Here is a 24,358-nt window from a genome sequence, read left to right on the forward strand (position 1 = left end):
ACCTGACAGCCCGGTCTCACATGCCACGGGTGGACATCGCAGCCGAACTCACCGCTCTCGGTGTCGATGCGGACGCCTCGACACGTCGCCTGGCCGAATACTCCTACGACGCCTCCAATTACCGTGTCCCGCCCCTGGCGGTCACCTTCCCGCGCAGCGCCCGCGACGTCGCGACGGTGGTCGGGTGGTGTCATGACCACCGCGTCCCGGTGGTTCCCCGCGGCGGTGGGACCTCCATGGCCGGCAACGCGATCGGGCCCGGCGTCGTGCTCGACCTGTCCCGGCATCTCGACCACGTCCTGTCCGTCGACGCCGAATCCGCGACCGCGGTCGCGGGCGCCGGGATCGTCCTGACCACACTGGCCGCCGACGCACGAGCCGCCACCGGCGGCAGGCTCACCTTTGCGCCGGACCCGTCCTCGGCCTCGCGCGCGACCCTCGGCGGCGCGATCGGCAACGACGCCTGCGGCAATCACTCGGTTCGGTACGGCCGTACCAGCGACCACATCGTCGAACTGCACCTCGTCACCGCCGACGGCCTGATGCTCACCGCAACTCGTGACGGGCTCCGCGCCACCGAGGCCGCCGATGCCGCGGCAGCGGAGCGCGCGGCCGAGATCACCGCGTCCCTGCGGGAGCTGACCACCGCGAACCTCGCGATCCTGCGCACCCAGCTCGAGACCATCCCGCGGCAGGTCTCCGGTTACCATCTCGCGAAGCTGCTGCCGGAGAACGGTTTCGACGTGGCTCGCGCACTCGTCGGCAGCGAGGGGACCTGCGCGATCGTCGTGTCGGCACGCGTCACGCTGGTACCGGTCCCGACGTCTCAGCTCCTGCTGTGCGTCGGCTACCACTCCCCCGCCGACGCCGCCCGGGACGTACCGGCGATCCTTCCGTTCGCACCGTCGGCCATCGAGGGCATCGACCGCAAGATCGTCGCCACGATGGCGGCGCGGCGTGGCCACGACGCCGTCGCCGGCCTGCCCGACGGATCCGCGTGGTTGTTCATCGACGTCGACGAGGACAGCGCTGCCGCGCAATCCGAGTCAGATGTGCCGGCGACCGCCAAGCGGTTGCTCGACCACCTGCGTGCGCAGGGACGGATGACCGACGCCACGGTGGTCGACGACCCCGCCCGCCGCCGGGCGCTGTGGCGGGTCCGCGAGGACGGCGCGGGTCTGTCGTCGCGCCTCGCCGACCCCGACGACGAGAGCATCGGCGCGGGCTACGAGTCGTGGCCCGGATGGGAGGACGCGGCCGTCGCACCCGAGCGGCTCGCCGACTACCTCGACGAGTTCGCCGGCCTGCTCGACCGGCACGGCCTCACCGGGGTCATGTACGGCCACTTCGGCGCCGGGTGCATGCACGTGCGCATCACGTTCGACCTGCGCTCCCCCGAGGGGCGCGCGGTGATGGCACGCTTCTGCACCGAGGCCGCCGAACTCGTGGTGCGACACGGCGGTTCACTGTCCGGTGAGCACGGTGACGGACGCGCCCGGTCGGCGCTGCTGCCGCTCATGTACAGCCCGGCGATGATGTCGGCCTTCACCCGCTTCAAGGCGATCTGGGACCCGCACGGAATCCTCAACCCGGGCAGCATCGTCGATCCGCCCCCGATCACCGCCGACCTCGCCCTCGCCGACGTGCCGCGTCGCCACTGGCCCACCGCTTTCGACCTGGGGCACGAACTCCCGCTCGTCGACCCGTTCGTCCACGCGGTACAGGGATGCATCGGCGTCGGACGGTGCCGGGCGGACTCCGGCGGGGTGATGTGTCCGAGCTACAAGGCCACCCGCGACGAAAAGGACTCCACCCGCGGGCGCGCCCGTGTGCTGCAGGACATGGTCCGCACCGCGCCGAGCGTCGACGAGGGATGGCGGTCCACCGATGTCGCGGAGGCGCTCGAACTGTGCCTGTCGTGCAAGGCGTGTTCCACCGACTGCCCGACCGGCGTCGACATGGCCACCTACAAGTCGGAGTTCCTCGACCACCACTATCGACGTCGGCTCCGCCCGCTGTCGCACTACTCCCTCGGCTGGATGCCCGCGTGGCTGTCGGCGGCGGGGCTCGCGGCACCGGTCCTCAACCGCGCACTGCGATCCAGGCTGAGCGGTCTCGCCGCGCGCGCCGGCGGACTCGACCCCCGGCGCACGATGCCCGCCTTTGCGACACAGCGTGCGCGGCGCACCCATCTCGGTGCACTCTCACCGGTCGACGCGTCGTCCACGGTCGTGCTGTTCGTCGACTCCTTCACCCGCGCCTTCCGGCCGCAGGTGGCCACCGCGGTCGCCGAGATCCTCCGGGCCGCCCACTCCGTCGACCGTGCGTCAGATCCCGTCGACCGTGCATCAGCTTCCGTCGGCTGTGCGGCCGACAACTGCTGCGGCCTCACGTGGATCTCCACCGGCCAGCTCGATCATGCCCGAAAGGTGCTGCGCCGTACCGTCGCCGACCTCGACGACGGGACGGACCGACCGATCGTCGTCGTCGAACCCAGTTGCGCCGCGGCGCTCGCGAAGGACCTGCCCGAACTCGTGCCGACCGACGCCGCCCGTCGCGTGGCTGCACGCGTGCGAAGTTTCGCCGCCCATGTGCCCACTCTGCTCGATGCCGGCTGGCGACCACCACCACTGCCCGACGAGGTGACGTTGCAGACCCATTGCCACGAGTACGCGGTGTTCGGCGCCCGGGTCGGCATCACCGCCCTGGAGGCCCTGGGGGTCACCGTGCACACCGCGGACGGTTGTTGTGGCGTGGCAGGCAACTTCGGTTTCGAGAAGGGTCACTACGAGGTGAGCATGGCCGTCGCCGAGAACGGACTCGCACCGGCGCTGCGGAACGCGCCGCAGCGGGCCGTCGTCACCGACGGGTTCAGCTGCGCGATGGCCGTCGAACACCTCGCCGCCGTCGACGACGCCCTCGCCCCCGCGCGCGTACGCGGAATCCATCTCGCCGAACTGCTCAGGGCATCACCCGATACCGATACTCCAGGAGTACAACCATGACGACCATCGCGCCCCAGACCGCTGCCGAAGCAGTGTCCCGCGTCCACACCGACCTGTTCGTCGACGGCGAGTGGGCTCCGGCCGCGTCGGGCAAGCGCTTCGACGTCGTGAACCCGGCCACGGAAGAGGTACTCGCCCAGGTGGCCGACGCCGACGCCGTCGACGCTCGGCGCGCGCTCGAGACCGCGGCCGCGCACCAGGCCGAGTGGGCCACGACCTCACCGCGGTTCCGCAGTGAGATCCTCTATCGCGCACATCAACTCATCATGACGCGCGCGGACGAGATCGCCGCGGTGATGACCGCGGAGATGGGCAAGCCCCTCGCTGAGGCCAAGGGCGAGGTCGCCTATGGCGCCGAGTTCTTCCGCTGGTTCGCCGAGGAAGCCGTGCGCATCGGTGGCGACTCCACCACCACCGGCGACGGATCGCACCGGGTCGTGGTGACCAGGCAGCCCGTCGGCCCGTGCATCCTCATCACGCCGTGGAACTTCCCGCTGGCCATGGCGACCCGCAAGATCGGGCCGGCCGTCGCGGCCGGTTGCACCATGGTCTTCAAGCCCGCCGAACTCACCCCGCTCACCTCCCTGCTGCTGGCCGACATCCTCGTCGAGGCCGGTCTGCCCGCGGGGGTGCTGAACATCGTCACGACCAGCGACCCGTCGACCGTCGTCACCGAGTGGATGGAGAGCGGACTCGCCCGCAAGGTCAGCTTCACCGGGTCGACCGAGGTCGGGAAACTACTCCTGCGTCAGGCGGCGGGCACGGTCATGCGGACGTCGATGGAGCTGGGCGGCAACGCGCCGTTCATCGTCTGCGCCGACGCGGACATCCCGCGGGCCGTCGACGGCCTGATGTTCGCCAAGATGCGCAACATCGGTCAGGCCTGCACGGCCGCCAATCGAGTCTTCGTGCACCGCAGCGTGATCGACGAGTTCACCGACGCCTTTGCCGCGAAGATGGCTGCGTTGCAGGTGGGTGATGGTGCGGCCGACGGTGTGCAGGTCGGCCCGCTCGTCGAATCGAAAGCCGTCGAGAAGGTCTCGGCGCTGGTGTCCGATGCCGTGGCCAAAGGCGCCACGGTCGTCTGCGGGGGCGAGAACCCGGACGGCCCGGGCTTCTTCTATCCGCCGACCGTCCTGACCGACGTCGGGCTCGACGCGGATCTCACTCGTACCGAGATCTTTGGGCCCGTCGCCGCGATCATCCCGTTCGGAAACGCCGACGACGCGGACGATCCCGCGGCCGACGACGAGGTCATCGCACTGGCCAACGACACCCCGTGGGGGTTGGTCAGCTACTTGTTCAGCCAGGACGTCGACCGCTGCGCCAGGCTGTCGGCCGCGCTGGAAACCGGTATGGTCGGGGTCAACACCGGCGCCGTGTCCAATCCCGCAGCCCCGTTCGGGGGCGTCAAGGAATCGGGACTCGGCCGCGAGGGCGGACGCGTGGGTATCGAGGAATTCCTCGACATGAAGTACACCGCCACGCCGATTCCCCGTCGCTGACAGGGGTTCCGTTATCCATCCCGTTCAGACAGGAGCGAGAAGACCATGTACCTGGGTGCTCAGCTGTTCACCGACAGCGAGTACGAACAGCGCCTGAGACGTGTCCGTGAGCTCATGGACCGTCAGGGTCTGTCGGCGATCATCGTCACCGATCCGGCCAACATCTTCTATCTGATCGGTTACAACGCCTGGTCGTTCTACACCCCGCAGATGCTGTTCGTGCCGATCGACGGCGAGATGATCTTCTACGCCCGGGAGATGGATGCGCATGGCGCACATCGCACGTCGTGGTTGCCTGCCGACCAGATCGTCGGCTACCCGGAGAGTTACGTGCAGCGCCCACATCTGCACCCGTTCGACTGGGTCGCCTGGTCACTGCGACAGCGCCACCAGATCGCACCGGCGTCCAAGGCCGGCTCGGTGGGGCTGGAGATGGACTCGCATTTCTTCTCTCCCAAAGCCTATCGGGCGCTGTTCAACGCGATCCCGGAGTGGAAACTCGTCGACAACTTCGAACTCGTCAACTGGGTGCGGTCGGTGAAGTCCGACGCCGAGATTCAGCTGATGCGGCAAGCCGGGATGGTGTGCTCGGAGGCCATGCGCGCCGCCATCGACACCATCGACATCGGGGTCCGGCAATGCGATGCGGCCGCGGCCATCTCGCAGGCGCAGATCACGGGCACCCCGGAGTACGGCGGCGACTACCCGGCGATCGTCCCGATGATGCCCACCGGCGCGGCGGCCGACACCCCGCACCTCACCTGGCACCAGGGCACTTTCGTCGAGGACGAGGCGGTCGTCATCGAATTGACCGGTGCGCACAACCGATACCACTGTCCGCTTGCCCGGACGGTGTCCCTCGGCACCCCGAGCAAAGACCTGGACTACGTCGCCAAGGCAACCGCCGAGGGCCTGAACAACGTGCTGGAGGCCATCAAGCCGGGCGTGGCCACGCGCGAGCTCGCCTCGACGTGGAACTGGACACTTGCGAAGTACGGCCTCGAGAAACCCTCGCGCCTGGGCTATTCGATCGGCATCGGCTACCCGCCCGACTGGGGCGAGCGCACGATCAGCATCCGCAGCGAGGACGAGTCGGTACTGGAGACCAACATGACCTTCCACATCGTCTGCGGAATGTGGATGGACAACTACGGTTTCGAGCTGTCCGAGTCGGTTCGGGTCAGCCCGACCGGCGTCGAATGCTTCACCGACTTCCCGCGCGAACTGATCCAGAAGTAGCCACACAACCTGATCGACACCAGCACGACGACCACACAATCTGATCCCTGAGGTCCGAAACCAACACGACGACCACACCACCTGATCCCTGAGGTGCGAAACCAACACGACGACCACACGATCTGATCCCTGAGGTGCGAGGAGCGCAAGCGACGAGCCACGAAGGGCTGCCGAGACGAGGTGAAGAAAGTGACCACAACCGAAACCGCCTATCACAACCGACATTCGGCACCGACACTGCCGTTGGCGGGCCGCGCCAAGGACCTCGTCGGTTCGATGATCGACTCGTCGACCTCGCTGCTCGCCGCGCAGTCCCACGACATCGTGCGGTTCGCGATGGGCTCCCCCGCGGACGAGGCCGTACCGGCCGACGAGTTCCGTCAGATCGCCGGTGAGATCCTCGATCACACCTCGTTCACCTACGGTGCCACGGAAGGCGAGCCCCGGCTGCTGCAACTGCTCGTCGACTATCTCGCCACGACCCCCGACCCGTCGTCCCTCGACCGGTTGGTCATCACCACCGGCGGGATGCAGGGACTCGACCTCGCCTGCAAGCTGTTCGTCGATCCCGGGGATCTGGTCATCGTCGAATCCCCCACGTACACCAACGGCAGTGCGACCGCGCTGTCCTACGGCGCGCAGCTGCTCGAGGTTCCCGTCGACGACGACGGCATGCAGGTCGATCAGCTCGAGGCACTCGTCGCACGCACCCGTCAGACGCCGAAGGCGATCTACACGATCCCGACATTCCAGAATCCGTCCGGCGTCACCATGTCCGAGGAGCGCCGCCGCGAACTGCTGCGGCTGGCGCACACCTGGGGGTCGGTCATCATCGACGACGACCCGTACGGGCTGTTGCGGTTCGCCGGCACCGACATCCCGACCTTCCAGACGCTCAGCCCCGGCGACCCGCTGATCTTCTCGGTCCGTACGTTCTCCAAGATCCTCGCGCCGGGCTGGCGTGTCGGCTGGGTCGACGCCGATCCCTCCCTACGCCAGCTGCTGATCAACGGCAAGCAGGCGATGGACACCTGCACCAACGTGCCCAACCAGCACATCGTCGCCGAGTACATCGCCCGCGGCGGACTCGAGGACCATCTCGCCGGGATTCGCCTGCTGTACCGCGAGCGCAAAGAGGCCATGCTCGACGCCATCAGACGTCATCTCGGCGATCGGGTGGTGACCACGGACCCCGAGGGCGGCTTCTTCCTGTGGGTCACGTTGCGCGACGAGTTCGCCGAGATCGACACGCGCGAACTCTTCGAGGTCGCGCTCGCGGACGGGGTGGCGTTCATCCCCGGCCCCGCGCTGTCGCCCGGTAAACGCTTCCGCAACTCGATGCGTCTCTGCTTCGCATCGAGCACCCCGGAACGGATCGACGAGGGTGTCCGACGTCTCACGGCCAGTCTTGAGAAGATGGCCGGGTGAGTCGTGAACCAGACCTGACCGCCGCCGAGACCGCGGTGCTCGGCTTCATCGACGAGGCCGCGATCATCTCGCTCACCTCGGCACTGGTCGAGGCGTCCAGCGAGAACCCGGGCGGTACCGAAGAAGCCGCGGTCGAAGTGCTCGAGAGTGCCTGCCGCGCGCTCGGTTTCGACGTCGTGACCCACGAAGTGGCACCGGGGCGGCCCAATCTCGTCGCCACCGTGCCTGCCGGCACCGGAGCGGGACTGATGTTCCTCGGACATTCGGACGTGGTACCGGCCGGTCCCGGCTGGTCAGCGGACCCGTACACGGTCCGCATCCGCGACGGCCGCATCTACGGCCGCGGTGCCACCGACATGAAAGGCGGACTCGCCGCCGTCGTCGCGGCGATGACCGCGCTGCGCCGGGCCGCCGAGGTCGGGGTCGAACTCTCCGGACCGGTCCGCCTGGTGTGCACCGTCGACGAGGAGGAACACGGGACCGGGGTGCGGGACTTCGTGGGCCGCCCCGCCGACCTCGAGTTCCGCGGCTGCGTGGTCGCCGAACCCACCGACATGCAGGTGGTCCGGGGTTGCCGCGGTGCGTCGTACATCGAGATCGAGGTGACCGGTCGCGCGGCTCATTCCGGACGTCCCACCGATGGTCGCAGCGCCATCGACGCCGCGGCGGCCATCGTCGACATCATCCGCGCCGACGGTGAACGGCTGGCCGAGACGGCCGACGACCTGCTCGGTCACGGCACCTGGAATGTCGGCACCATCACAGGCGGACAGGGCATCTCGGTGGTGGCACCGGGTTGTTCGCTCGGCATCGACCGGCGCCTGATGCCCGATGAGGACCCGCATCGGATCGCCGACGATCTGCGAAGAGCGATCAGCGACAGAAGAATCGACACCGACGGCATCAGCGTCGACGTCCGGGTGACCATGGAGATGCCCGGTTTCGCGACGGAAGCCACGCACCCGCTCGTCACCACAGCGGTCGGTGCGGTCACCGATGCCGGGGCGGACACCTCGGTCGGCGGCTGGACTGCCGCCTGCGACGGTGGCTTCGTCAGCCGCGACCTCGGTGTCCCGTCGATCGTTCTCGGTCCGGGCAACATCAACACCGACGCCCACCAACCGGACGAGTCGGTGGCCATCGCCGACCTGGTCATCGCGGCGAGAGCCTACGCCCTCGCCGCGATGCGGCTGCTGGGCCCCTAGTTCACCTTCTGCTTCTGCAGCGCCGTGAAATCGTTCTCGAGACTGGGGATCTCGGTACCGCGCAGCGAGGCACCGGCGGTCTCCTTCAGGAAGCAAAGGGCGACCATGCCGATGGCGCAGGCGCCCATCATGTAGACCGCGGGGAACAGGTTCCAGTCGGTACTCTCGACCACTGCATCGTTGACGAGCGGCGCGGTTCCGCCGAATGCCGCGGTCGCGACGTTGTAGGAGATCGCGAACCCGGCGTATCGGACCTGGGTCGGGAACATCGCCGGGAAGGTGGCGGAGATGGTCGCCAGCTGAGGGATGTACAGCACACCCAGGATGACGAATGCCACGATGGCCCAGGCGAATCCCTGCCCCATCAGCCAGTAGAGCGGCAGCGCGAGGACGAACAGGCCGATCAGCGAACCCCACCACATGGGTTTGCGGCCCGTCGAGTCCGACCACCATCCGAAGAACGGGATCAGCAGCATCATCACGAGCTGGCCGATGAGGTTGACGATGCTGGCCGAGGTCTCGGACAGATCGATGGTGTTCTGCAGGTAGGTCGGCTGGTAGGCCAGCAGGGTGTAGTTGGCCACGTTGAGAGCGATCACCAGACCGAACATGGTGATGATCGGACGCCGGTAGTTGACCAGCAGATCCTTGAACCGGGTCCAGGCCGAGCCCTTGATCTCGTTGTCCTGCTCCAGTTCCTGGAACACCGGCGTGTCCTCCATCTGCGACCGCAGGTACAGCCCGATCAGGCCCATCGGCAGTGCGAGCAGGAACGGGATGCGCCAACCCCACTGATCCATCTGGCTGTCGGACAACGCCAATTGCAGCAGGAGGACGAAAAGTGTCCCGCCGCAGAAACCGGCCAGGGTGCCGAATTCGAGGAACGAACCGTACTTTCCGCGCTTGTTGTCGGGCGCGTACTCGGCCATGAACGTTGCGGCACCGCCGTATTCGCCGCCGGTCGAGAATCCCTGGATGACACGGAGCAGGATGAGCAGGACGGGCGCCCAGAACCCGATCGACGCATGCGTGGGCAGCAGACCGATCAGTGCGGTCGCGCCGGAGATGAGCAGGATCGTCATCGCCAGAACCGATTTGCGGCCGATGCGGTCGCCGATCGGTCCCCAGACCATACCGCCGAGGGGCCTCAGGACGAAGGAGATCGCGAAACCCAGCATGGTGCCGACGGTTCCGAACTCCCCCGGGAAGAACGCCTGCGTCAGGTAGACCGAGGCCGCGGCGTAGACGCCGTAGTCATACCACTCGGTCGCATTGCCGATCGCCGAGGCGCCGATGGCCTTGCGGAGAAGCCTCTTGCCCTCTGGTGAGTTCGGGTCTGGTGCGAGCTGCTCGTAACTGTCTGCTGTCGTCGTGTCGCTCATCTGCGCTTCCTGAGTCGTGGGGCCGCTGAGGGTCGATCTCGTTGCTGCGATCGGTGGACCCGGGGCCGCGGGCGATCAGCCCCTCGCCACCTGCAGGTTCGCGGCGTCCTCGCCGTCCCCGAGCAGGCGACGCAACCCGTCGGCCATGTGCTCGATCATCAGAGCATCGGCCGCCGCGGCGTCTCCCGCGGCAATGGCGTCCACCAACGCCTGGTGTTCGTCGATCCGGTCCTTTCCCGAGGAGTACGTCCCTCGCATGGCTCGCAAACACATCCGCGTCTCCACGAGGATCGTCTCGTGCAACCGCGAAAGCCGTTGACTTCTAGCATATTCCACCAAGGTCTGGTGGAAGGTCATGTCGGCCTCGGCCATCCCCGCGCCGTTCGGCTCGTCGACGAACACGCGCATCGCGTCGACCGCGCCGCCCAGTGCCTCCACCGCCTCCTGCTCGCGCCGCGCGATCACCTGTTGCACAGCAGCGCGTTCCACCGCAGTGCGCGCGACGTACATGTCCCGGATATCGTCCTCTTCCATCGAGACGACGAACAAGCCGCGGTTACGGTGGCTGACCAGCAGTCCTTCCGCGGTCAGTCGCTGCATGGCCTCGCGCAGCGGACCACGACTGACGCCCAGATCGGCCGCCAGCCCCGACTCCGTCAACTGCGAGCCGGGTGCGAAGTCCCCGTTTGCGATCGCATCGTGCAACTTACGCGCGATGATCGCCGGTGTCGATTCCTGGACCAGCGGCGACAGCACCCGCCGACGTGGCGATTTGTCCTGTTTCGCCTGGTCGACGACGGTTCGATTCGTCCCCGGGTCCTGTGGACCCGGCGTCTTCGCCCCCACCTTCATGGTCACCGTCATTCCCTCTTTCTTACCGTGAATGGCGCGCGTAAGTCAGTGTTTCCCCGCGCGCGCCGCCCATCCAGACGTCATTGCAGGCTGCGGCGAAGTCGTCCAGACCCTCGATGATCGTGGCGAACACATTGCCCGGCACCCATCCGACGTCACCGTTGACCAGCAGATTGTTGCGGCCGTAGAACACTGCGAGGTCGATGAGGAGCCGGTGCTCGGCGGGGGCCGAGCCGAGCTCGTAGCCATACGCCGGGTTCTCGAGCACCCCGTCGAAGGTGAAGTAACACAGGTCGCCCGGGATGGGCGTGATGGTGGTGTTCTCCATGCCCGGTTCGGTCGCGCAGAAGGCCGGTAGTAGAGTGTAGATCTCGTTGCGGGCGAACTTTCCGTGAAACACCTGACCGCCCAGCGGCAACGCGTCCCAGACCGCGGCTGCGGTGCGAGGCGCTTCGGCATCGAGCATCCGGGCGACCGCCGTGACCCCGCGCTTCTCCAATGTCACGGTGATGAACCGGTCATGTCGGGCCGCGGGGCCGGTTCGCTGTTCGTCGGTCACGCGCGGTCTCCCAACATCGTGAAGCCGGCGGCCGCCTCGTACGCTGCCGCGACGCGCAACACCGTCGCGTCGTGATGCCGGGCGCCGACGAACTGCGCGCCGGTCGGCAGACCATCGGCGAATCCACTCGGTACGGTGATCGCCGGCTGACCGGTGAGATTGAACGGGTAGCTGTAGGGAGTCCAGGATGTCCAGTCGGGCGACCCCGCCCCGTCCGGGACGATACGACCGGCCTCGAACGCCACCGTCGGCATCGTCGGCGTCAGCAGGACGTCGAATTCCTCATGGAGCAGGCCCATCTGGGTACCCATCTCCATCCGTAGCGCGGTCGCGCTGACGAAATCTGTTGCAGTGAAACCGGAATGCCGTTCCACCGCGTCGATCAGCAGCGGGTCCACGAGTTCGGCCGCGTGCGGTCCGAGCCCGCGGACGACGACGTCGGCACCCGCGAACCAGATGACGTGGTAGGCCCAGGCCGGGTCCTCCCATCCGAGATCGACCTTCTCCACGGTCGCCCCGAGCTGTTCCAGTACCGACGCCACCCGGTCGGTGTTGGCCTGTACGCCTGGGTCGTTGGTGCCGAAGCCGAGATCGGCGCTGTAGCCGACACGCAGATCGGCGAGGTCGCGAACGTCGGCGACCGCGGTGACCGCACTGGTTGTCGGCGACGGCAATGCGGACCAGTCACGGGGATCGAACCCGCTCAAAACATCGAGCAGCGCAGCACAATCCGATACCGTCCGCGTCATCGGACCGACGTGGGCGACCGGCGCGAACGGGCTCGGCGGATACATGGGCACCCGGCCGAGTGTCGGCTTGAACCCGACGACGCCGCAGTAGGCGGCCGGTATCCGGATGGAACCGCCACCATCGGTGCCGACCGACAGCGGACCCAAGCCGGCCGCGAGCGCCGCGGCACTGCCTCCGCTCGACCCGCCCGACGTACACGAGGTGTCCCACGGATTGCGGGTGACGCCCGTGCGCGGACTGTCGGTGACGCCCTTCCATCCGAATTCCGGTGTGGTGACCTTTCCGAGCAGGACCGCACCTGCCTCACGAAGACGTGCCACCGCGGGAGCGTCGATGTCCCACACCATCTGATCGGGCTCGATCATCAGCGAGCCGCGCAGCGTCGGCCATCCGGCGGTCAGCAACAGGTCCTTGATCGAGACCGGAACGCCGTCGAGCGGTCCGCGGGGTGTCCCGGCGGCGAATCGCTCAGTGGACTCCCGGGCCTCGGCGCACGTGCGTTCGCGGTCGATGAGGCAGAACGCGTTGATGGACGGATCGACGTCATCGATGGCGTCGAGCATCTCCGCCGCCACCGAATCCGGCGTCAGCTCGCCGGTACGGTAGGCCTCGGCCAGTTCCGTGGCGCTGAGCCACCGCGTGGCGTCCGTCATGCGTCCCCTCGGAAGATTGGTAGATTGTTGACAATCTACCTTGGAGGTGTGGGCGTGACAACCACCGTCGCGATGCTCTATCCCGGCCACGCAGCCGAGGACGACTTCGAACTGATCGAGGCCGCGATCGGCGCTGTCGAGCCCCATTCCGAGGTCCGATTGCCGGTCGTGATCACCGAGGTGGACTCCGACGACCACACCGTCGAGGCCATGGCTGCGGTCGGCGAGCAGGACCGCCTCTTCAACGGCGTGCGGCGAGCGCAGGCCCACCACCCATCGGCGCTGATGTGGGCGTGCACCTCGGGCAGCTTCGTCTTCGGTTTCGACGGCGCCCGACGCCAGGCCGCCGATGTCGCCGGAAAGTCCGGCCGTCCGGCGTCGTCGACGTCACTGGCCTTCGTCGCGGCCTGCCGGCATCTCGGTCTGTCACGGGTCGCGGTCGCCGCCACCTATCCGGAACCACTGGCGAGCCGCTTCATCGGGTTTCTCGCCGACGCGGGTGTCGAGGTGGTGGTCCTGCGCGCCAACGACATCGGGACGGCGACCGAGGCAGGGATGTTCGACGGCGACGAATTGTTCGAGATGCTGTCGGCCGCCGATTCCACATCGGCACAGGCAATCCTGGTCCCCGACACCGCGTTACACACCGCGATGTGGGTCGTCGACCTCGAGGCCAAGTTCGGCAAATCCGTGCTGACCGCGAATCAGGTCACCGCGTGGGAGGGGCCCCGACTCACCGGGCTCACGGTCGACGCTCCCGGACTCGGGAGCTTGTTCACCTCTCCGCCCGGCCCACTCGCTGGTTGAGGGGTGTCCCTACCCGCTGGTTGAGGGGTGCCCCCACCCGCTGGTTGAGCCGGCCCCGAGCGGAGCGAGGCGCCGTGTCGAAACCACTCACAGGTCTCGTCAGAGTGTGTCCCCTACCCCTTGGTTGAGGGATGCCCCCACCCGCTGGTTGAGGGGTGCCCCCACCCGCTGGTTGAGGGGCGTCCCCACCCGCTGGTTGAGCCGGCCCCGAGCGAAGCGAGGCGCCGAGTCGAAACCACCTGGTAACCAGGCAAACCCGTAAGGACCTCAGCCCTCAACCGACCAACCCGAAAGCGCCGCAGATGTGTACGTCGAGTCGATGTCGTCGCGGAGGCTAGCCAGGCAGGCTGGCGTGTCACGCTGGCAAGCCGAAATCCAGAGACAGTCCGGAATGACGCCGGCCTGATTGTCGGCAGTTGAGTTTCTCGGGTCACCAGGTGGTTTGAGGTTCCCCTGAAAAAGTGGACACGGTTAGCTTGTTTGCTGACTTGTGTGTGATCTGATTTCGAAGTCGATAGGTGAGACCATCCCTAGCGAGCTATGCCTTCTGTCATGGTTGTAGAATCGGATGTAATTGTCAAGTCCGGCAGCAAGATTCGCGTAGCTGCCGTACGCGTGGCGCTTGTAGTTCTCGTGTTTGACCGTTGACCACAACGACTCGGCGCCGGCGTTGTCCCAGCAGATGCCGGTCGCGCCCATCGAGCGTTGCAAACCATGTCGACGGCACGCTGAAGCCATGTCGTAGCTGGTGTACTGACCGCCTCGGTCGCTGTGCAGAATGGTGCCGGCCACCGAACCGCCACGAGTGAGCACTGCAGCATCCACCGCGTCCTCGACGAGCTCGGTGCGCATGTGATCTGCCAGCGACCAGCCCAGCACTCGACGCGAGTGCTCGTCTCGGATCGCGCACAGGTAGGCGTCCCCTTCGCCGCAGGTCAGATAGGTGATATCGGAGGTCCAGACCAGGTTGATGCCGCCGCGATCGAAATCGCGGCCGACCCGGTCCGGCGGGAACGACGCGGCCGGATCGACCTGGGTGGTCCTGACCTTGAACGTGCGCGGACTGATGCCCTCGATGCCCATCTCGGCCATGATCTTGGCGACGGTGTTCTCCGAGACCGCCACCCCCTCAGCGTGCAGATCGGCGGTAATGCGCGGTGAACCGTAGATGCGTCGCGAGGCCTGCCAGTGCGCCAGAATCTTCACTTCCAGATCCCGGCGCCGCTGCTGTCGGGGCGTCAACTCGACACGATGTTGCCGATCTGCCCACGCGTAGAATCCGGACCGCGACACACCCAGGAGAGCAACAAGTTTCGTCACGTCGTGGTTGGCGCACTCCGCGGCGATGAGTTCGAAACGACTCACCGATGATGCTGCGCCGCAAAGTACGCCGATACTTTTTTCAGGAATGCGATATCACGGTCCTTCTCGGCGAGTTCGGCACGCAGCCTGGTCAGTTCTGAGCGTTCACTCGCCGACAGATCTTGGTCGGGCGGCACCTTGCGAACATCATCGGCGACGCCGTCTCGAAGCCGCTCAGCCCGAACCCATTTGCCCAGCAGATTCTCATGCACATTGAGTTCCCGAGCCACCTCGGTGATCGGCCGACCACCATCAATCACCCGACGAGCAGCCTGAGCCTTGTACTCCGGCGTAAACGACCGCCTCCTGGACATGTCGACATCCTTCCAGCAGGACCCCTGGCCCCACTATCTCGGTGTCCACTCAAACTGGGGAGGCTCAGTTTCGACACGGCGACTCGCCTAGCGGCTCGTTGCCGGCTCAACCAGCGGAGGGGAGGTGCCGCATCAACCAGCGGAGGGAGGTGCCGCATCAACCAGCGGAGGGAGGTGCCGGCTCAACCAGCGGAGGGGGGTGCCGGCTCAACCAGCGGAGGGGGGTGCCGCCTCAACCAGCGGAGGGAGCTGCCGGCTCAACCAGCGGAGGGGGGTGCCGCCTCAACCAGCGGAGGGAGGTGCCGGCTCAACCAGCGGAGGGGGGTGCCGGCTCAACCAGCGGGGGCTCGCGACCGACGCACAGTCAACGAGATTCGGCGCACGGCCGACGGATCAGTCGATCACCGCTTTCGCGACGGTGATGCAGGTGGTGATCCACTCCCGGTCGGCCGGTCGGAGCGGGCGTGACGCGCGGTCGGCGTCCTCGATCGCCCAGTGCGCGTTGAGGATCATCCGGACGATGACCCAGTCGCGGGCCCGGTCCGGATCGAGGTCCGCCGCATCGGTGATGGTGTAGAAGCGGCGGCGGATGTCGTACCGAACGTCGGACACGCGCGGGCCGAGGCGATTCCACAGCATGGGGGCGAGTTCGTAGTGCGCATCCCCCGACATCGGGCTCGGGTCGATGGCGACCCAGCGGCCGTCGGCATCGGCGAGGACGTTCTCGTGGTGCAGGTCGCCGTGCACGATGACACCCACCGTGGCCGTGTCGGCCAGGAAGTCCCGGCCGACCGACAGCGCCTGCTCGACGAACCGGCGCGGAACCGGCGCGTCCCGCGGGATGCCGGCCAGGTTGTCCAGCCAGCGCTCGAGATGTGTGGTGAGGAGCGCCAGCCGCCCCGGCGCAGGGATGTGCAACCGGCCGTAGAGACCGGCGACCACCCGGCATGCTTCGTCATCGTCGATGGTCGTCAGATCGCGTCGCGTCAGTCGTTCGAGGAGGATCGCGCGTCGACGCGGATCGGCGCGCAACATGCGTACCGCCCCGCGACCGTGCCAATGTTGCAGTCCCAGTGCCTCTTGCGCACCTTCGTCGTCACCGTCGAACGCCACCTTGAGGACCGCCCGCGCACCCTGCCGATCGAGCACGGGAACGACGAGTGACTCGAACCCGTGCCACAGCTCGTCACCGTCACGACGCAATCCCCACTCGTCCAGGAGGGCCGAGACCGCGCCCGGTAGACGCGACAGCCAGTCCACCCAGAGCGGACCGAGCGCGGCCTGCTCCGACAGACCGACCGGGATCTCCGGCGCCGTGATCACAGTGCGCCGCGGACGAACCGGTAGCCCATTCCGGCCTCGGTCAGGAGGTGCCGCGGGTGCGCCGGGTCCTCCTCGAGTTTGCGTCGAAGACTCGCCAGGTAGACGCGCAGGTAGTTGCTCTGCCCCAGGTACCCCGGGCCCCACACCGTGGTCAGGATGTCACTCTGCGACACCAGTTTTCCCTCGTGACGCACCAGCATCTCCAGGATGCCCCACTCGGTCGGCGTCAGGTGGACCGGAACCTCCCCGCGCGTCACCTGTTTGGCGGCCAGATCCACGACGAAGGCACCCGCGTCCACGACCGGCGCTTCCGACGTCGCGTTCGACACGGCTCCGCGCCGTAGCGCGGCTCGCAGCCGGGCCAGGAACTCCTCCATGCCAAAGGGTTTGGTGACGTAATCGTCGGCCCCCGAGTCCAGCGCGACGACCTTGTCGGCAGCGTCGGTGCGCGCCGACAGGACGATGACGGGCACCGTCGTCCATCCGCGCAGTCCCTCGAGAACCGTCAGACCGTCGATGTCGGGCAGGCCGAGATCGAGCACCACGACGTGCGGGTTCTCCCGCGCGGCCGCTGTCAGCGCGGCGGCCCCGGTGGCCGCGGTCGTCACCGCGAAGCCACGCGCGTTGAGGTTGATCCGTAGGGCCCGCAACAACTGCGGTTCGTCGTCGACGACCAGGACCCGTGTCTTCTCGGCGCTCATCGGGTCGGCCTTGCTGTCTCGGGGTGCGCGTCCTCGTCGGTCGCGGGCAGGTCGACGACCATGGTGGCGCCACCGCCCGGCGTGTCCTCGACGCTCAGCACGCCCCCGATTGCCGTGACGAATCCCCGCGCCACCGACAGCCCCAGGCCCACCCCCGACGACGCGCCGCTGGTGTCGCCATTCTGGTGGAAGGGTACGAAGATCTGGTCTCGATCCACCATCGGGAGACCGGTTCCGTGGTCAACGACCCGGATCACGCATCGGGGCGGGTCGGCGGGGGTCAGCCGGGCGGTGATCTCGACCTGCCCGCCGCCGTGTCGGCGCGCGTTGTCGATGAGGTTCGCCAGCGCACGCTCGAGCAGTCCGGGATCGGTGTACGCCCAGGCATGTTCGAGATCGAAGACCGGGCCCGGTGGCCGGTCGGGACGGCCCGCCGTCACCGCGGCGCGATGCACGACCTCGGGCAGGAAGGTCCGCTGCCGCTGCGGCCGGACCGCCCCTGCCGCGAGCCGCGAGGAGTCCAGCAGGTTCCCCACCAGCGAGGTGAGGTGATCGACCGACTCGTCGACGGTCGCCAGCAGTTCCGCGGTGTCCTCGTCACTGAAGGTGACGTCGTCACTGCGCAGGCTCGACACCGCCGCCTTCGCCGCGGCCAACGGCGTCCGCAGTTCGTGTCCGACCGCCGACAGCAGGGCCCGCCGTAGCTCGTCGGTGCGCGCGAGCGCGTCGGCCGTCGCCGCCTCGGCTTCGAGGGCGTGACGCTGCACGGCGCCCGCCGCCTGCCCGGCCACGGCCGACAGGACGCGACGATCCCGCGCCCCGAGCTTCGGCCCGCGCAGGAGCAGTTCGAACTCGTCACCCGGCACGACGCAGACGGTGTCGGCGTCCTCCGGGGTCGTCGGCGGTGAGTCGCCCACCGCGGCCTCGACCGTCCGGCCGGCCCGCGAGGTCCGCCGTACCACCGACACGGCCGACTGATCGTAGGTCTCCCGGAACCGGTCCAGCAGGACCGGGACGTCGGCACCGCCGAGCACGACGCTGGAGAACAGCGCGAGCAGTTCGGCCTCGCGGGCGGCGTCCTGCGCCTGTGCACGTCGAACGGTCGCCGAATCCACCAGCGCGGCAACCGCGATCGCGATCAACAACATCACCAGGATGGTGATCAGATTGTCGGGCTGGCTGATCGTGAACGTGAACCTGGGATCGGTGAAGAAGTAGTTCAGCAGCAGGCCGGAGATGACCGCCGACAACGCGGCCGGCAGGATGCCACCGAGCATCGACACCGCCAGCACCGCAACGAAGTACAGCGCCGATTGGCTGGCGAAACCGAGCCACGGGTCGAGCAGCTGGAGCACCCCGGTGACGACGGCCGGGACCAGCACCGCGAAGACCCAGCTCAGCGGCCGGTGGAAGCGGGTGTCCCGGATGTCTAGTCGGGACCGCCGGGTCGTCTCGTCGTGGGTCACCATGTGCACGTCGATGCGGCCGCTCTCGCTCACCACGGCGGCGCCGACGCCTTCGTCGAAGATCCGCTGCCATCGCGGTCGGCGCGAGGTGCCGAGTACGAGCTGGGTGGCGTTGACGCCACGTGCGAAGTCCAGCAGCGTGTCCGGGATGTCGTCGCCGACGACGGTGTGGATTCGCGCCCCGAATCCCGTCGCGAGTTCCTTGAGCGCGGCGAGGTCCACGCCCGCACCGGTCAGCCCGTCGCCCCGTACCACATGGACGGCCAGCAGTTCGGCGCTCGACCGCGATGCGATCCGGCTCGCGCGTCGGAGCAGGGTCGGCGATTCGGCGCCACCGGTGACGGCCACCACGACCCGTTCACGCGCTTCCCAGGTCTCGGTGATGGAGTGCGCCGCACGATAATCCGCGAGCTTGTCGTCGACCTGGTCGGCGAGCCACAACAGCGCGAGCTCGCGCAGCGCGGTGAGGTTGCCCTGCCGGAAGTAGTTGACCAGGGCACCGTCGACCCGCCCGTTCGGGTAGACCTTGCCCGCGGACAGGCGCTGGCGCAACGCTTGCGGATCGATGTCGACGAGTTCGATCTCGTCGGCACCGCGCACAATGTCGTCGGGCACGGTCTCCCGTTGCACCACTCCGGTGATCTGGGCGACGACGTCGTTCAGACTCTCCAGGTGCTGGATGTTGATCGTCGAGTAGACGTCGATCCCGGCGGCGAGCAACTCCTCGATGTCCTCCCACCGCTTGCGGTTTCGGAGCCCGGGGACATTCGTGTGGGCGAGCTCGTCGACCAGCACCACCTGCGGCCGGCGAGCCAGCACAGAGTCGAGGTCCATGTCCTCCAACGGTGTCCCGCGGTAGGGGCGCCTGGTGCGCGGGACGACTTCCACACCTTCCGCGAGGGCGGCAGTCGCGACCCGCCCGTGGGATTCGACGACCCCGATCACGACGTCCGTGCCCTCGTCGACAAGGGTTCTGGCCTGCGCGAGCATCTCGTAGGTCTTGCCGACGCCGGGCGCACAACCGAGGAACACCCGCAGTTTGCCGCGACCATCGTGGTGCCCGGTCGCCGCTGATGTCATCGACCGAGTCTAACCGCGCTCACGGGGCGCGACAGCCGGGCGGCGCGTGCCCCAGCGCGAGGTTCACCTCGAGGACGTTCACGCGGGGCTCACCGAGGAATCCGAACTGTCTGCCCTCGGTGTGCGCGTCGATGACCGCCTCGATCTCCGCGGGTGACCGACGGTTCTCGCGCGCGAGCCGGGCGACCTGTAGCCCGGCATAGGCGGGACTGATGTGCGGGTCGAGTCCCGACCCCGACCCGGTCACCGCGTCGGCGGGCACCTGCGCGGGTGTCACTCCCTCCCGTGCGGCGATCAGCGCGCGACGCGCGGTGACGTTGGTCAGCAGGACCTCGCTGTTGGGCCCCTGATTGGTCGCCGCGGACGCTGCCGGGTCCCCGGTCGCCATCGGCTCACCCGGGGCGCCCACAACCCGAGCATGCAGATAAGGATCGGGCGCACCCGCTTCGACCTGCGGGTCGACACCGATCAGCGTCGAGCCGACCGCACATCCCGCGGTATCGAACACCCGCGAGCCCTCCGCCCCGTCGGTGTTCACCCGCGAGATCGCCCACACGGCAGCCGGATAGGCGAGGCCCAGGATCAGCGTGAGACCGAGGATCATGCCCGCGGCGGCGACGCATTGCCGGACGAAGCCGGACCAGACTGTGTTCATGACGTCATCCCATTCCCGGAAGAAGACGAACGAGGAGATCGATCAGCCAGATGCCGACGAACGGCGTGACCACCCCACCGATTCCGTAGACGAGTAGGTTGCGGCCCAACAACTTCGACGCCGAGTCCGGCCGGTAGCGCACGCCGCGCAACGACAGCGGGATGAGCGCCACGATGATCAGTGCGTTGAAGATCACCGCGGACACGATCGCCGACTGCGCCGAATGCAGGCCCATGATGTTCAGGGCGTCGAGTTGTGGATAGACGGCGGTGAACATCGCGGGCAGGATCGCGAAGTACTTCGCGAGGTCGTTGGCGAGCGAGAACGTCGTCAGGGCACCTCGGGTGATCAGCAACTGCTTGCCGATGCCGACGACCTCGATGAGTTTCGTCGGGTCGGAGTCGAGGTCCACCATGTTGCCGGCTTCCTTGGCCGCCGATGTCCCGGTGTTCATCGCCAGCCCCACGTCGGCCTGCGCCAGCGCCGGTGCATCGTTGGTACCGTCGCCGGTCATCGCGACCAGACGCCCGGCGGCCTGCTCCGAGCGGATGAGATCCAGCTTCTGCTCGGGTGTGGCCTCGGCGACGAAGTCGTCGACACCGGCCTCGGTCGCGATGGCCCGGGCGGTGAGCGGGTTGTCGCCGGTGACCATCACGGTGCGGATGCCCATCGCGCGGAGCTGCGCGAACCGCGCTGTCATGCCGGGCTTCACCACATCGGACAGCCCGATCACACCCATGACGCGGGCGGGCCGGCCGGCGTCGCGGACGCCGACCACGAGCGGCGTGCCACCCGCCGACGACACCCGCTCCACATCGGCGGCGACGGCGTCGTCGACGGCCCCTGCTCCGGCGATCACCCAGCGGGTGACCGCGTCGGCGGCGCCTTTCCGATACTCGACCACACCGCCGTCGGTCCGGGAGTCCACGCCGCTCATCCGCGTCTGCGCGGTGAACGGGATGATCGTGTCGCCGGTCGCTGCGTCCGGCGCGATGCCGTACGCGGTCCGGCAGAGTTCGACGATGCTGCGTCCCTCGGGGGTGTCGTCGGCGAGACTGCAGCGGTGGGCGATTCGTGCCAGTTCGTCGACGGACACCCCGGGGGCCGCGTACAGATCGGTGGCGCGCCGGTTGCCGTAGGTGATGGTCCCGGTTTTGTCCATCAGGAGTGTGTCGATGTCGCCGGCCGCCTCGACCGCGCGCCCCGACATGGCCAGGACGTTGCGCTGCACCAGCCGATCCATGCCGGCGATGCCGATCGAGCTGAGCAGGGCGCCGATGGTCGTCGGTATGAGGCACACCAGCAGCGCGATCAGTTTCACCGGGTCGGGGGACTGCCCGGCGTACTCCTGCATCGGCGAGACAGCGACGACCGCGAGGAGGAAGATCACCGTCAGGCTCGTCAGCAGGATGTCCAGCGCGATCTCGTTGGGGGTCTTCGTCCGCGCGGCGCCCTCGACGAGCGCGATCATCCGGTCGACGAAGGTCTCCCCCGGCGCCGTGGTGATCCGGACGACGATGCGGTCGGAGAGCACCACGGTTCCGCCGGTGACCGCCGAGCGATCGCCACCGGATTCGCGGACGACCGGCGCCGACTCGCCGGTGATCGCCGACTCGTCCACGGTGGCGATCCCGTCGACGACGTCGCCGTCACCGGCGATGACCTCGCCCGCCTCGACCACGACGAGGTCGCCGATCCGCAGGTCGCTGCCGGCGACCTCCTCGGTCGCCCCGACCCCGGTGACGTCGTCGTCGGCGCGGAGCCGACGAGCGACCGTGTCCCGCTTCACCTTTCGCAGACTGTCGGCCTGCGCCCGGCCACGTCCCTCGGCGACGGCTTCGGCGAGGTTGGCGAACAGGACGGTGAACCACAGCCAGGCGGCGACGGTCCAGCTGAACCAGGATGGCCGCAGCATCGCGAGCAGGGTGGTGACGACGGCTCCGAGGAACACGACGAACATCACCGGGTTCCGGGCCTGATCGCGCGGGCTGAGCTTCCGCAGTGCCAGCGGCATCGACGTCACCAGCGAACGCACGTCGAAGGCGCCGCGCGACACCAGCGTCGGCTCGGCGTCGATGGGATCCACGACGCTCGTCTTGTCAGGATCGTCGGAGGTGACGAGTTGTGTGGTCACAGCAGTGCCTCGGCAATCGGTCCCAGCGCCATGGCCGGGAAGAAGGTGAGACCGGCGACGAGCACAATGGTCGCGGTCAGAAGGAATCCGAACAGGAGTCCGGAGGTGGGCAGGGTCGAACGCGTCTCCGCCGCAACGTCATCGGTGGCGGTGTCGGCAGGGACGGTGAGAACCGCGGTCGACGCGCCGCCGACTCGGTCCCCGATGGCGGCCGACGGTCGCGCGGGGTCCCCGGACCGGGCGTCACCACCGCGCGGCGTCTGCCGGGCGAGCAGCCCGGCCAGCGCGAGCACCAGCACGATCGGCAGGAAACGACCCACGAGCATCGCCATACCGAGCGAGGCCTGGAACCAGTCACCGGTCACCGTGAGTCCGCCGAACGCACTGCCGTTGTTGTTCGCCGCCGACGCGTACGCGTACAGGACTTCGCTGAACCCGTGGATCGAGCCCGGACTCCCCGGCGCCCCGCTGTTGCCCTGCGCCTGCGTCGTCGATCCCAGGATCATAGAGATCCCGGTGCCGATCAATACGAGCGCCGGCATCACCAGCACGTACAGCGCGGCCATGGTGATCTCGTGCTGTCCGATGCGTTTACCGAGGAACGTGGGCGAGCGCCCGACGAGCAGACCACCGATGAAGACGGTGATCATCGCCATCACGAGGATGCCGTAGAGACCCGATCCCACACCGCCGGGTGCGACCTCACCGAGCAGCATGTTCCACAGGACGGCGCCGCCGCCGACCGCCGAGAAACTGTCGTGCGCGGAGTTCACCGCGCCGGTCGACGTGCCGGTGGTCGACACCGCGAACAGCGCCGATCCGGGGATGCCGAACCGGACCTCCTTGCCTTCCATCATCCCCCCGGCGGCCGCGGAAGCGCTTCCGGGGGTGCGGCTCTCGAAGATCCACACGAGCGTGAGCATCAGCGACCAGATCGCGGCCATCACGCCGAGCAGCGTCAGTCCCTGCTGGCGGTCGCCGACCATCCTTCCGTAGGTGCGCGTCAGGCAGACCGGGATCAACAGGAGTACGGCGATCTCCAGCAGGTTCGACAAAGGCGTCGGGTTGGAGAACGGGTGTGCCGAGTTCGCCGACAGTGTCCCGCCGCCGTTGGTGCCGAGTTCCTTGATGGCCTCCTGCGAGGCGAACGGGCCGAGCATGCTCCGCGCGTCGGCACCGTCGAGGGTGGTCCACCCGAACCCGGTGTGCCAGGACTGCACCAGCCCCTGGGTGATCAGCAGTGTCGCGAGGACGAGACTGAGCGGCAACAGGATTCGGACCGATCCGCGCACCAGGTCCACCCAGAAGTTCCCGATCTCGCCGGTTCCGCGGCGGCTCACGATCCCGCGGATGACCGCGATCGCGACCGCCAGTCCCACCGCTGCCGAGACGAAGTTCTGGACGGCGAGGCCGAGCATCTGTGTCAGGTTGCTCATCACCACTTCGGGCGAGAAGGACTGCCAGTTGGTGTTGCTGACGAAGGAGATCGCGGTATTGAACGCCATCGACGGGGCCACACCGGATTTACCGTCGGACCACGGCAACACCCCCTGCAGACGCTGCAGCAGGTAGACGACGAGGAACGAGATCAGCGAAAAGGCCAGCACTGCAAGGGCGTAACCCACCCAGGTCTGCTGGCGGCGGGGGTCCACCCGCGCCATCCGGTAGAGGACGCGCTCGACGAGAAGGTCCCTCTCACCGGTGTAGACGCGTGCCATGTAATCGCCCAGGGGGACGTAGGCAACGGCAAGGATGACGACCAGCGCGGCCACCTGCAGCAGTCCCGCAACAGTTGTGTTCACGGCGTCAGAACCTCTCCGGGAACACCAGCGCGACGAGCAGGAACACCACGGTCGCGGCGGCGAGGGCCAGCAGCACGACGTTGGTCACCCCGTCGGCGGTCACGACTTGGTCCGCACATCGAGGGCTCGCACCGCC

The 24,358-nt window shown here is 67.8% G+C and carries 19 protein-coding genes; 6 read left to right on the forward strand and 13 right to left on the reverse strand.

The features are described 5' to 3' along the window. Positions 1-20: 20 nt before the first annotated feature. The 5 genes from QAD21_RS19880 (at position 21) to QAD21_RS19900 (ending at position 8,382) form a co-directional block, all read left to right on the forward strand. Positions 21-3,005 carry an FAD-binding and (Fe-S)-binding domain-containing protein gene (locus tag QAD21_RS19880; protein WP_259936168.1) on the forward strand — a complete coding sequence of 995 codons (2,985 nt, stop codon included), beginning with the start codon at positions 21-23 and terminating at the stop codon, positions 3,003-3,005. After that, entirely contained in the window at positions 3,002-4,510 is a 1,509-nt protein-coding gene (locus QAD21_RS19885; protein ID WP_259936167.1) for an NAD-dependent succinate-semialdehyde dehydrogenase, read from the forward strand. The genes QAD21_RS19880 and QAD21_RS19885 overlap by 4 nt, the downstream gene beginning before the upstream one ends. Before the next feature lie 45 nt (positions 4,511-4,555). Beyond that, a complete protein-coding gene (locus QAD21_RS19890; RefSeq protein ID WP_259936166.1) occupies positions 4,556-5,749 on the forward strand; it encodes a M24 family metallopeptidase in 1,194 nt (397 codons plus the stop codon). Between the two features lie 189 nt (positions 5,750-5,938). Continuing rightward, entirely contained in the window at positions 5,939-7,177 is a 1,239-nt protein-coding gene (locus QAD21_RS19895) for a PLP-dependent aminotransferase family protein (RefSeq protein ID WP_259936165.1), read from the forward strand. After that, positions 7,174-8,382: a M20 family metallopeptidase gene (locus tag QAD21_RS19900; RefSeq protein WP_280360173.1), complete on the forward strand. Its 1,209-nt coding sequence runs from the start codon at positions 7,174-7,176 to the stop codon at positions 8,380-8,382. Before QAD21_RS19895 ends, QAD21_RS19900 begins: the two co-directional genes overlap by 4 nt. Here the strand turns inward: QAD21_RS19900 and QAD21_RS19905 are convergent. From QAD21_RS19905 to QAD21_RS19920, 4 genes are all read right to left on the reverse strand, one after another. Further along, on the reverse strand, positions 8,379-9,764 hold the full coding sequence (locus tag QAD21_RS19905; protein WP_259936163.1) for an MFS transporter: 1,386 nt from the start codon (positions 9,762-9,764) through the stop codon (positions 8,379-8,381). The two genes, QAD21_RS19900 and QAD21_RS19905, sit on opposite strands and share 4 nt — an antisense overlap. Before the next feature lie 75 nt (positions 9,765-9,839). Continuing rightward, positions 9,840-10,616 carry a GntR family transcriptional regulator gene (locus QAD21_RS19910; RefSeq protein ID WP_280361808.1) on the reverse strand — a complete coding sequence of 259 codons (777 nt, stop codon included), beginning with the start codon at positions 10,614-10,616 and terminating at the stop codon, positions 9,840-9,842. Positions 10,617-10,638: 22 nt separating this feature from the next. Further along, a complete protein-coding gene (locus tag QAD21_RS19915; protein WP_259936161.1) occupies positions 10,639-11,175 on the reverse strand; it encodes a DUF3830 family protein in 537 nt (178 codons plus the stop codon). Further along, positions 11,172-12,578: an amidase gene (locus QAD21_RS19920; RefSeq protein ID WP_259936160.1), complete on the reverse strand. Its 1,407-nt coding sequence runs from the start codon at positions 12,576-12,578 to the stop codon at positions 11,172-11,174. Before QAD21_RS19920 ends, QAD21_RS19915 begins: the two co-directional genes overlap by 4 nt. 54 nt (positions 12,579-12,632) lie before the next feature. Between QAD21_RS19920 and QAD21_RS19925 the strand changes: the two genes are divergently transcribed. Continuing rightward, positions 12,633-13,385: a maleate cis-trans isomerase gene (locus QAD21_RS19925; RefSeq protein ID WP_280360174.1), complete on the forward strand. Its 753-nt coding sequence runs from the start codon at positions 12,633-12,635 to the stop codon at positions 13,383-13,385. A gap of 471 nt (positions 13,386-13,856) precedes the next feature. Here QAD21_RS19925 and QAD21_RS19930 read toward each other — a convergent pair whose 3' ends face one another. The 9 genes from QAD21_RS19930 to QAD21_RS19970 all read right to left on the reverse strand — a co-directional run bounded on the left by QAD21_RS19930 (position 13,857) and on the right by QAD21_RS19970 (position 24,325). Then, positions 13,857-14,750, reverse strand: a complete 894-nt coding sequence (locus QAD21_RS19930; protein WP_165630008.1) for an IS3 family transposase — start codon at positions 14,748-14,750, stop codon at positions 13,857-13,859. Then, the gene (locus tag QAD21_RS19935; RefSeq protein ID WP_068969944.1) at positions 14,747-15,061 is read right to left on the reverse strand and encodes a transposase; all 315 of its coding nucleotides are present in this window, start codon (positions 15,059-15,061) and stop codon (positions 14,747-14,749) included. The genes QAD21_RS19930 and QAD21_RS19935 overlap by 4 nt, the downstream gene beginning before the upstream one ends. Before the next feature lie 393 nt (positions 15,062-15,454). Next, the gene (locus tag QAD21_RS19940) at positions 15,455-16,384 is read right to left on the reverse strand and encodes an aminoglycoside phosphotransferase family protein (protein ID WP_165629615.1); all 930 of its coding nucleotides are present in this window, start codon (positions 16,382-16,384) and stop codon (positions 15,455-15,457) included. Beyond that, positions 16,381-17,085, reverse strand: a complete 705-nt coding sequence (locus QAD21_RS19945; RefSeq protein ID WP_165629614.1) for a response regulator — start codon at positions 17,083-17,085, stop codon at positions 16,381-16,383. Before QAD21_RS19945 ends, QAD21_RS19940 begins: the two co-directional genes overlap by 4 nt. Beyond that, a complete protein-coding gene (locus QAD21_RS19950) occupies positions 17,082-19,631 on the reverse strand; it encodes a sensor histidine kinase KdpD (protein ID WP_280360175.1) in 2,550 nt (849 codons plus the stop codon). Before QAD21_RS19950 ends, QAD21_RS19945 begins: the two co-directional genes overlap by 4 nt. 19 nt (positions 19,632-19,650) lie before the next feature. Next, positions 19,651-20,286, reverse strand: a complete 636-nt coding sequence (locus QAD21_RS19955; protein ID WP_280360176.1) for a potassium-transporting ATPase subunit C — start codon at positions 20,284-20,286, stop codon at positions 19,651-19,653. A 4-nt stretch (positions 20,287-20,290) separates the two neighbouring features. Next, on the reverse strand, positions 20,291-22,372 hold the full coding sequence (gene kdpB, locus QAD21_RS19960) for a potassium-transporting ATPase subunit KdpB (RefSeq protein ID WP_280361810.1): 2,082 nt from the start codon (positions 22,370-22,372) through the stop codon (positions 20,291-20,293). A gap of 44 nt (positions 22,373-22,416) precedes the next feature. After that, positions 22,417-24,222: a potassium-transporting ATPase subunit KdpA gene (kdpA, locus tag QAD21_RS19965; protein WP_280360177.1), complete on the reverse strand. Its 1,806-nt coding sequence runs from the start codon at positions 24,220-24,222 to the stop codon at positions 22,417-22,419. Positions 24,223-24,226: 4 nt separating this feature from the next. Further along, entirely contained in the window at positions 24,227-24,325 is a 99-nt protein-coding gene (locus QAD21_RS19970; protein ID WP_083229393.1) for a potassium-transporting ATPase subunit F, read from the reverse strand. Positions 24,326-24,358: the final 33 nt, after the last annotated feature.

It is taken from the genome of Gordonia sp. SMJS1, from assembly GCF_029866425.1.
Taxonomy (GTDB): Bacteria; Actinomycetota; Actinomycetes; order Mycobacteriales; family Mycobacteriaceae; genus Gordonia; species Gordonia hongkongensis.

Bases quoted from the DNA above. Each gene is read 5' to 3' on its own strand.
- QAD21_RS19955 (WP_280360176.1), bottom strand. From the start codon at position 20,286: ATGAACACAGTCTGGTCCGGCTTCGTCCGGCAATGCGTCGCCGCCGCG.
- QAD21_RS19920 (WP_259936160.1), bottom strand. From the start codon at position 12,578: ATGACGGACGCCACGCGGTGGCTCAGCGCCACGGAACTGGCCGAGGCC.
- QAD21_RS19935 (WP_068969944.1), bottom strand. From the start codon at position 15,061: ATGTCCAGGAGGCGGTCGTTTACGCCGGAGTACAAGGCTCAGGCTGCT.
- QAD21_RS19910 (WP_280361808.1), bottom strand. From the start codon at position 10,616: ATGAAGGTGGGGGCGAAGACGCCGGGTCCACAGGACCCGGGGACGAAT.
- QAD21_RS19885 (WP_259936167.1), top strand. From the start codon at position 3,002: ATGACGACCATCGCGCCCCAGACCGCTGCCGAAGCAGTGTCCCGCGTC.
- QAD21_RS19945 (WP_165629614.1), bottom strand. From the start codon at position 17,085: ATGAGCGCCGAGAAGACACGGGTCCTGGTCGTCGACGACGAACCGCAG.
- QAD21_RS19950 (WP_280360175.1), bottom strand. From the start codon at position 19,631: ATGACATCAGCGGCGACCGGGCACCACGATGGTCGCGGCAAACTGCGG.
- QAD21_RS19880 (WP_259936168.1), top strand. From the start codon at position 21: ATGCCACGGGTGGACATCGCAGCCGAACTCACCGCTCTCGGTGTCGAT.
- QAD21_RS19890 (WP_259936166.1), top strand. From the start codon at position 4,556: ATGTACCTGGGTGCTCAGCTGTTCACCGACAGCGAGTACGAACAGCGC.
- QAD21_RS19905 (WP_259936163.1), bottom strand. From the start codon at position 9,764: ATGAGCGACACGACGACAGCAGACAGTTACGAGCAGCTCGCACCAGAC.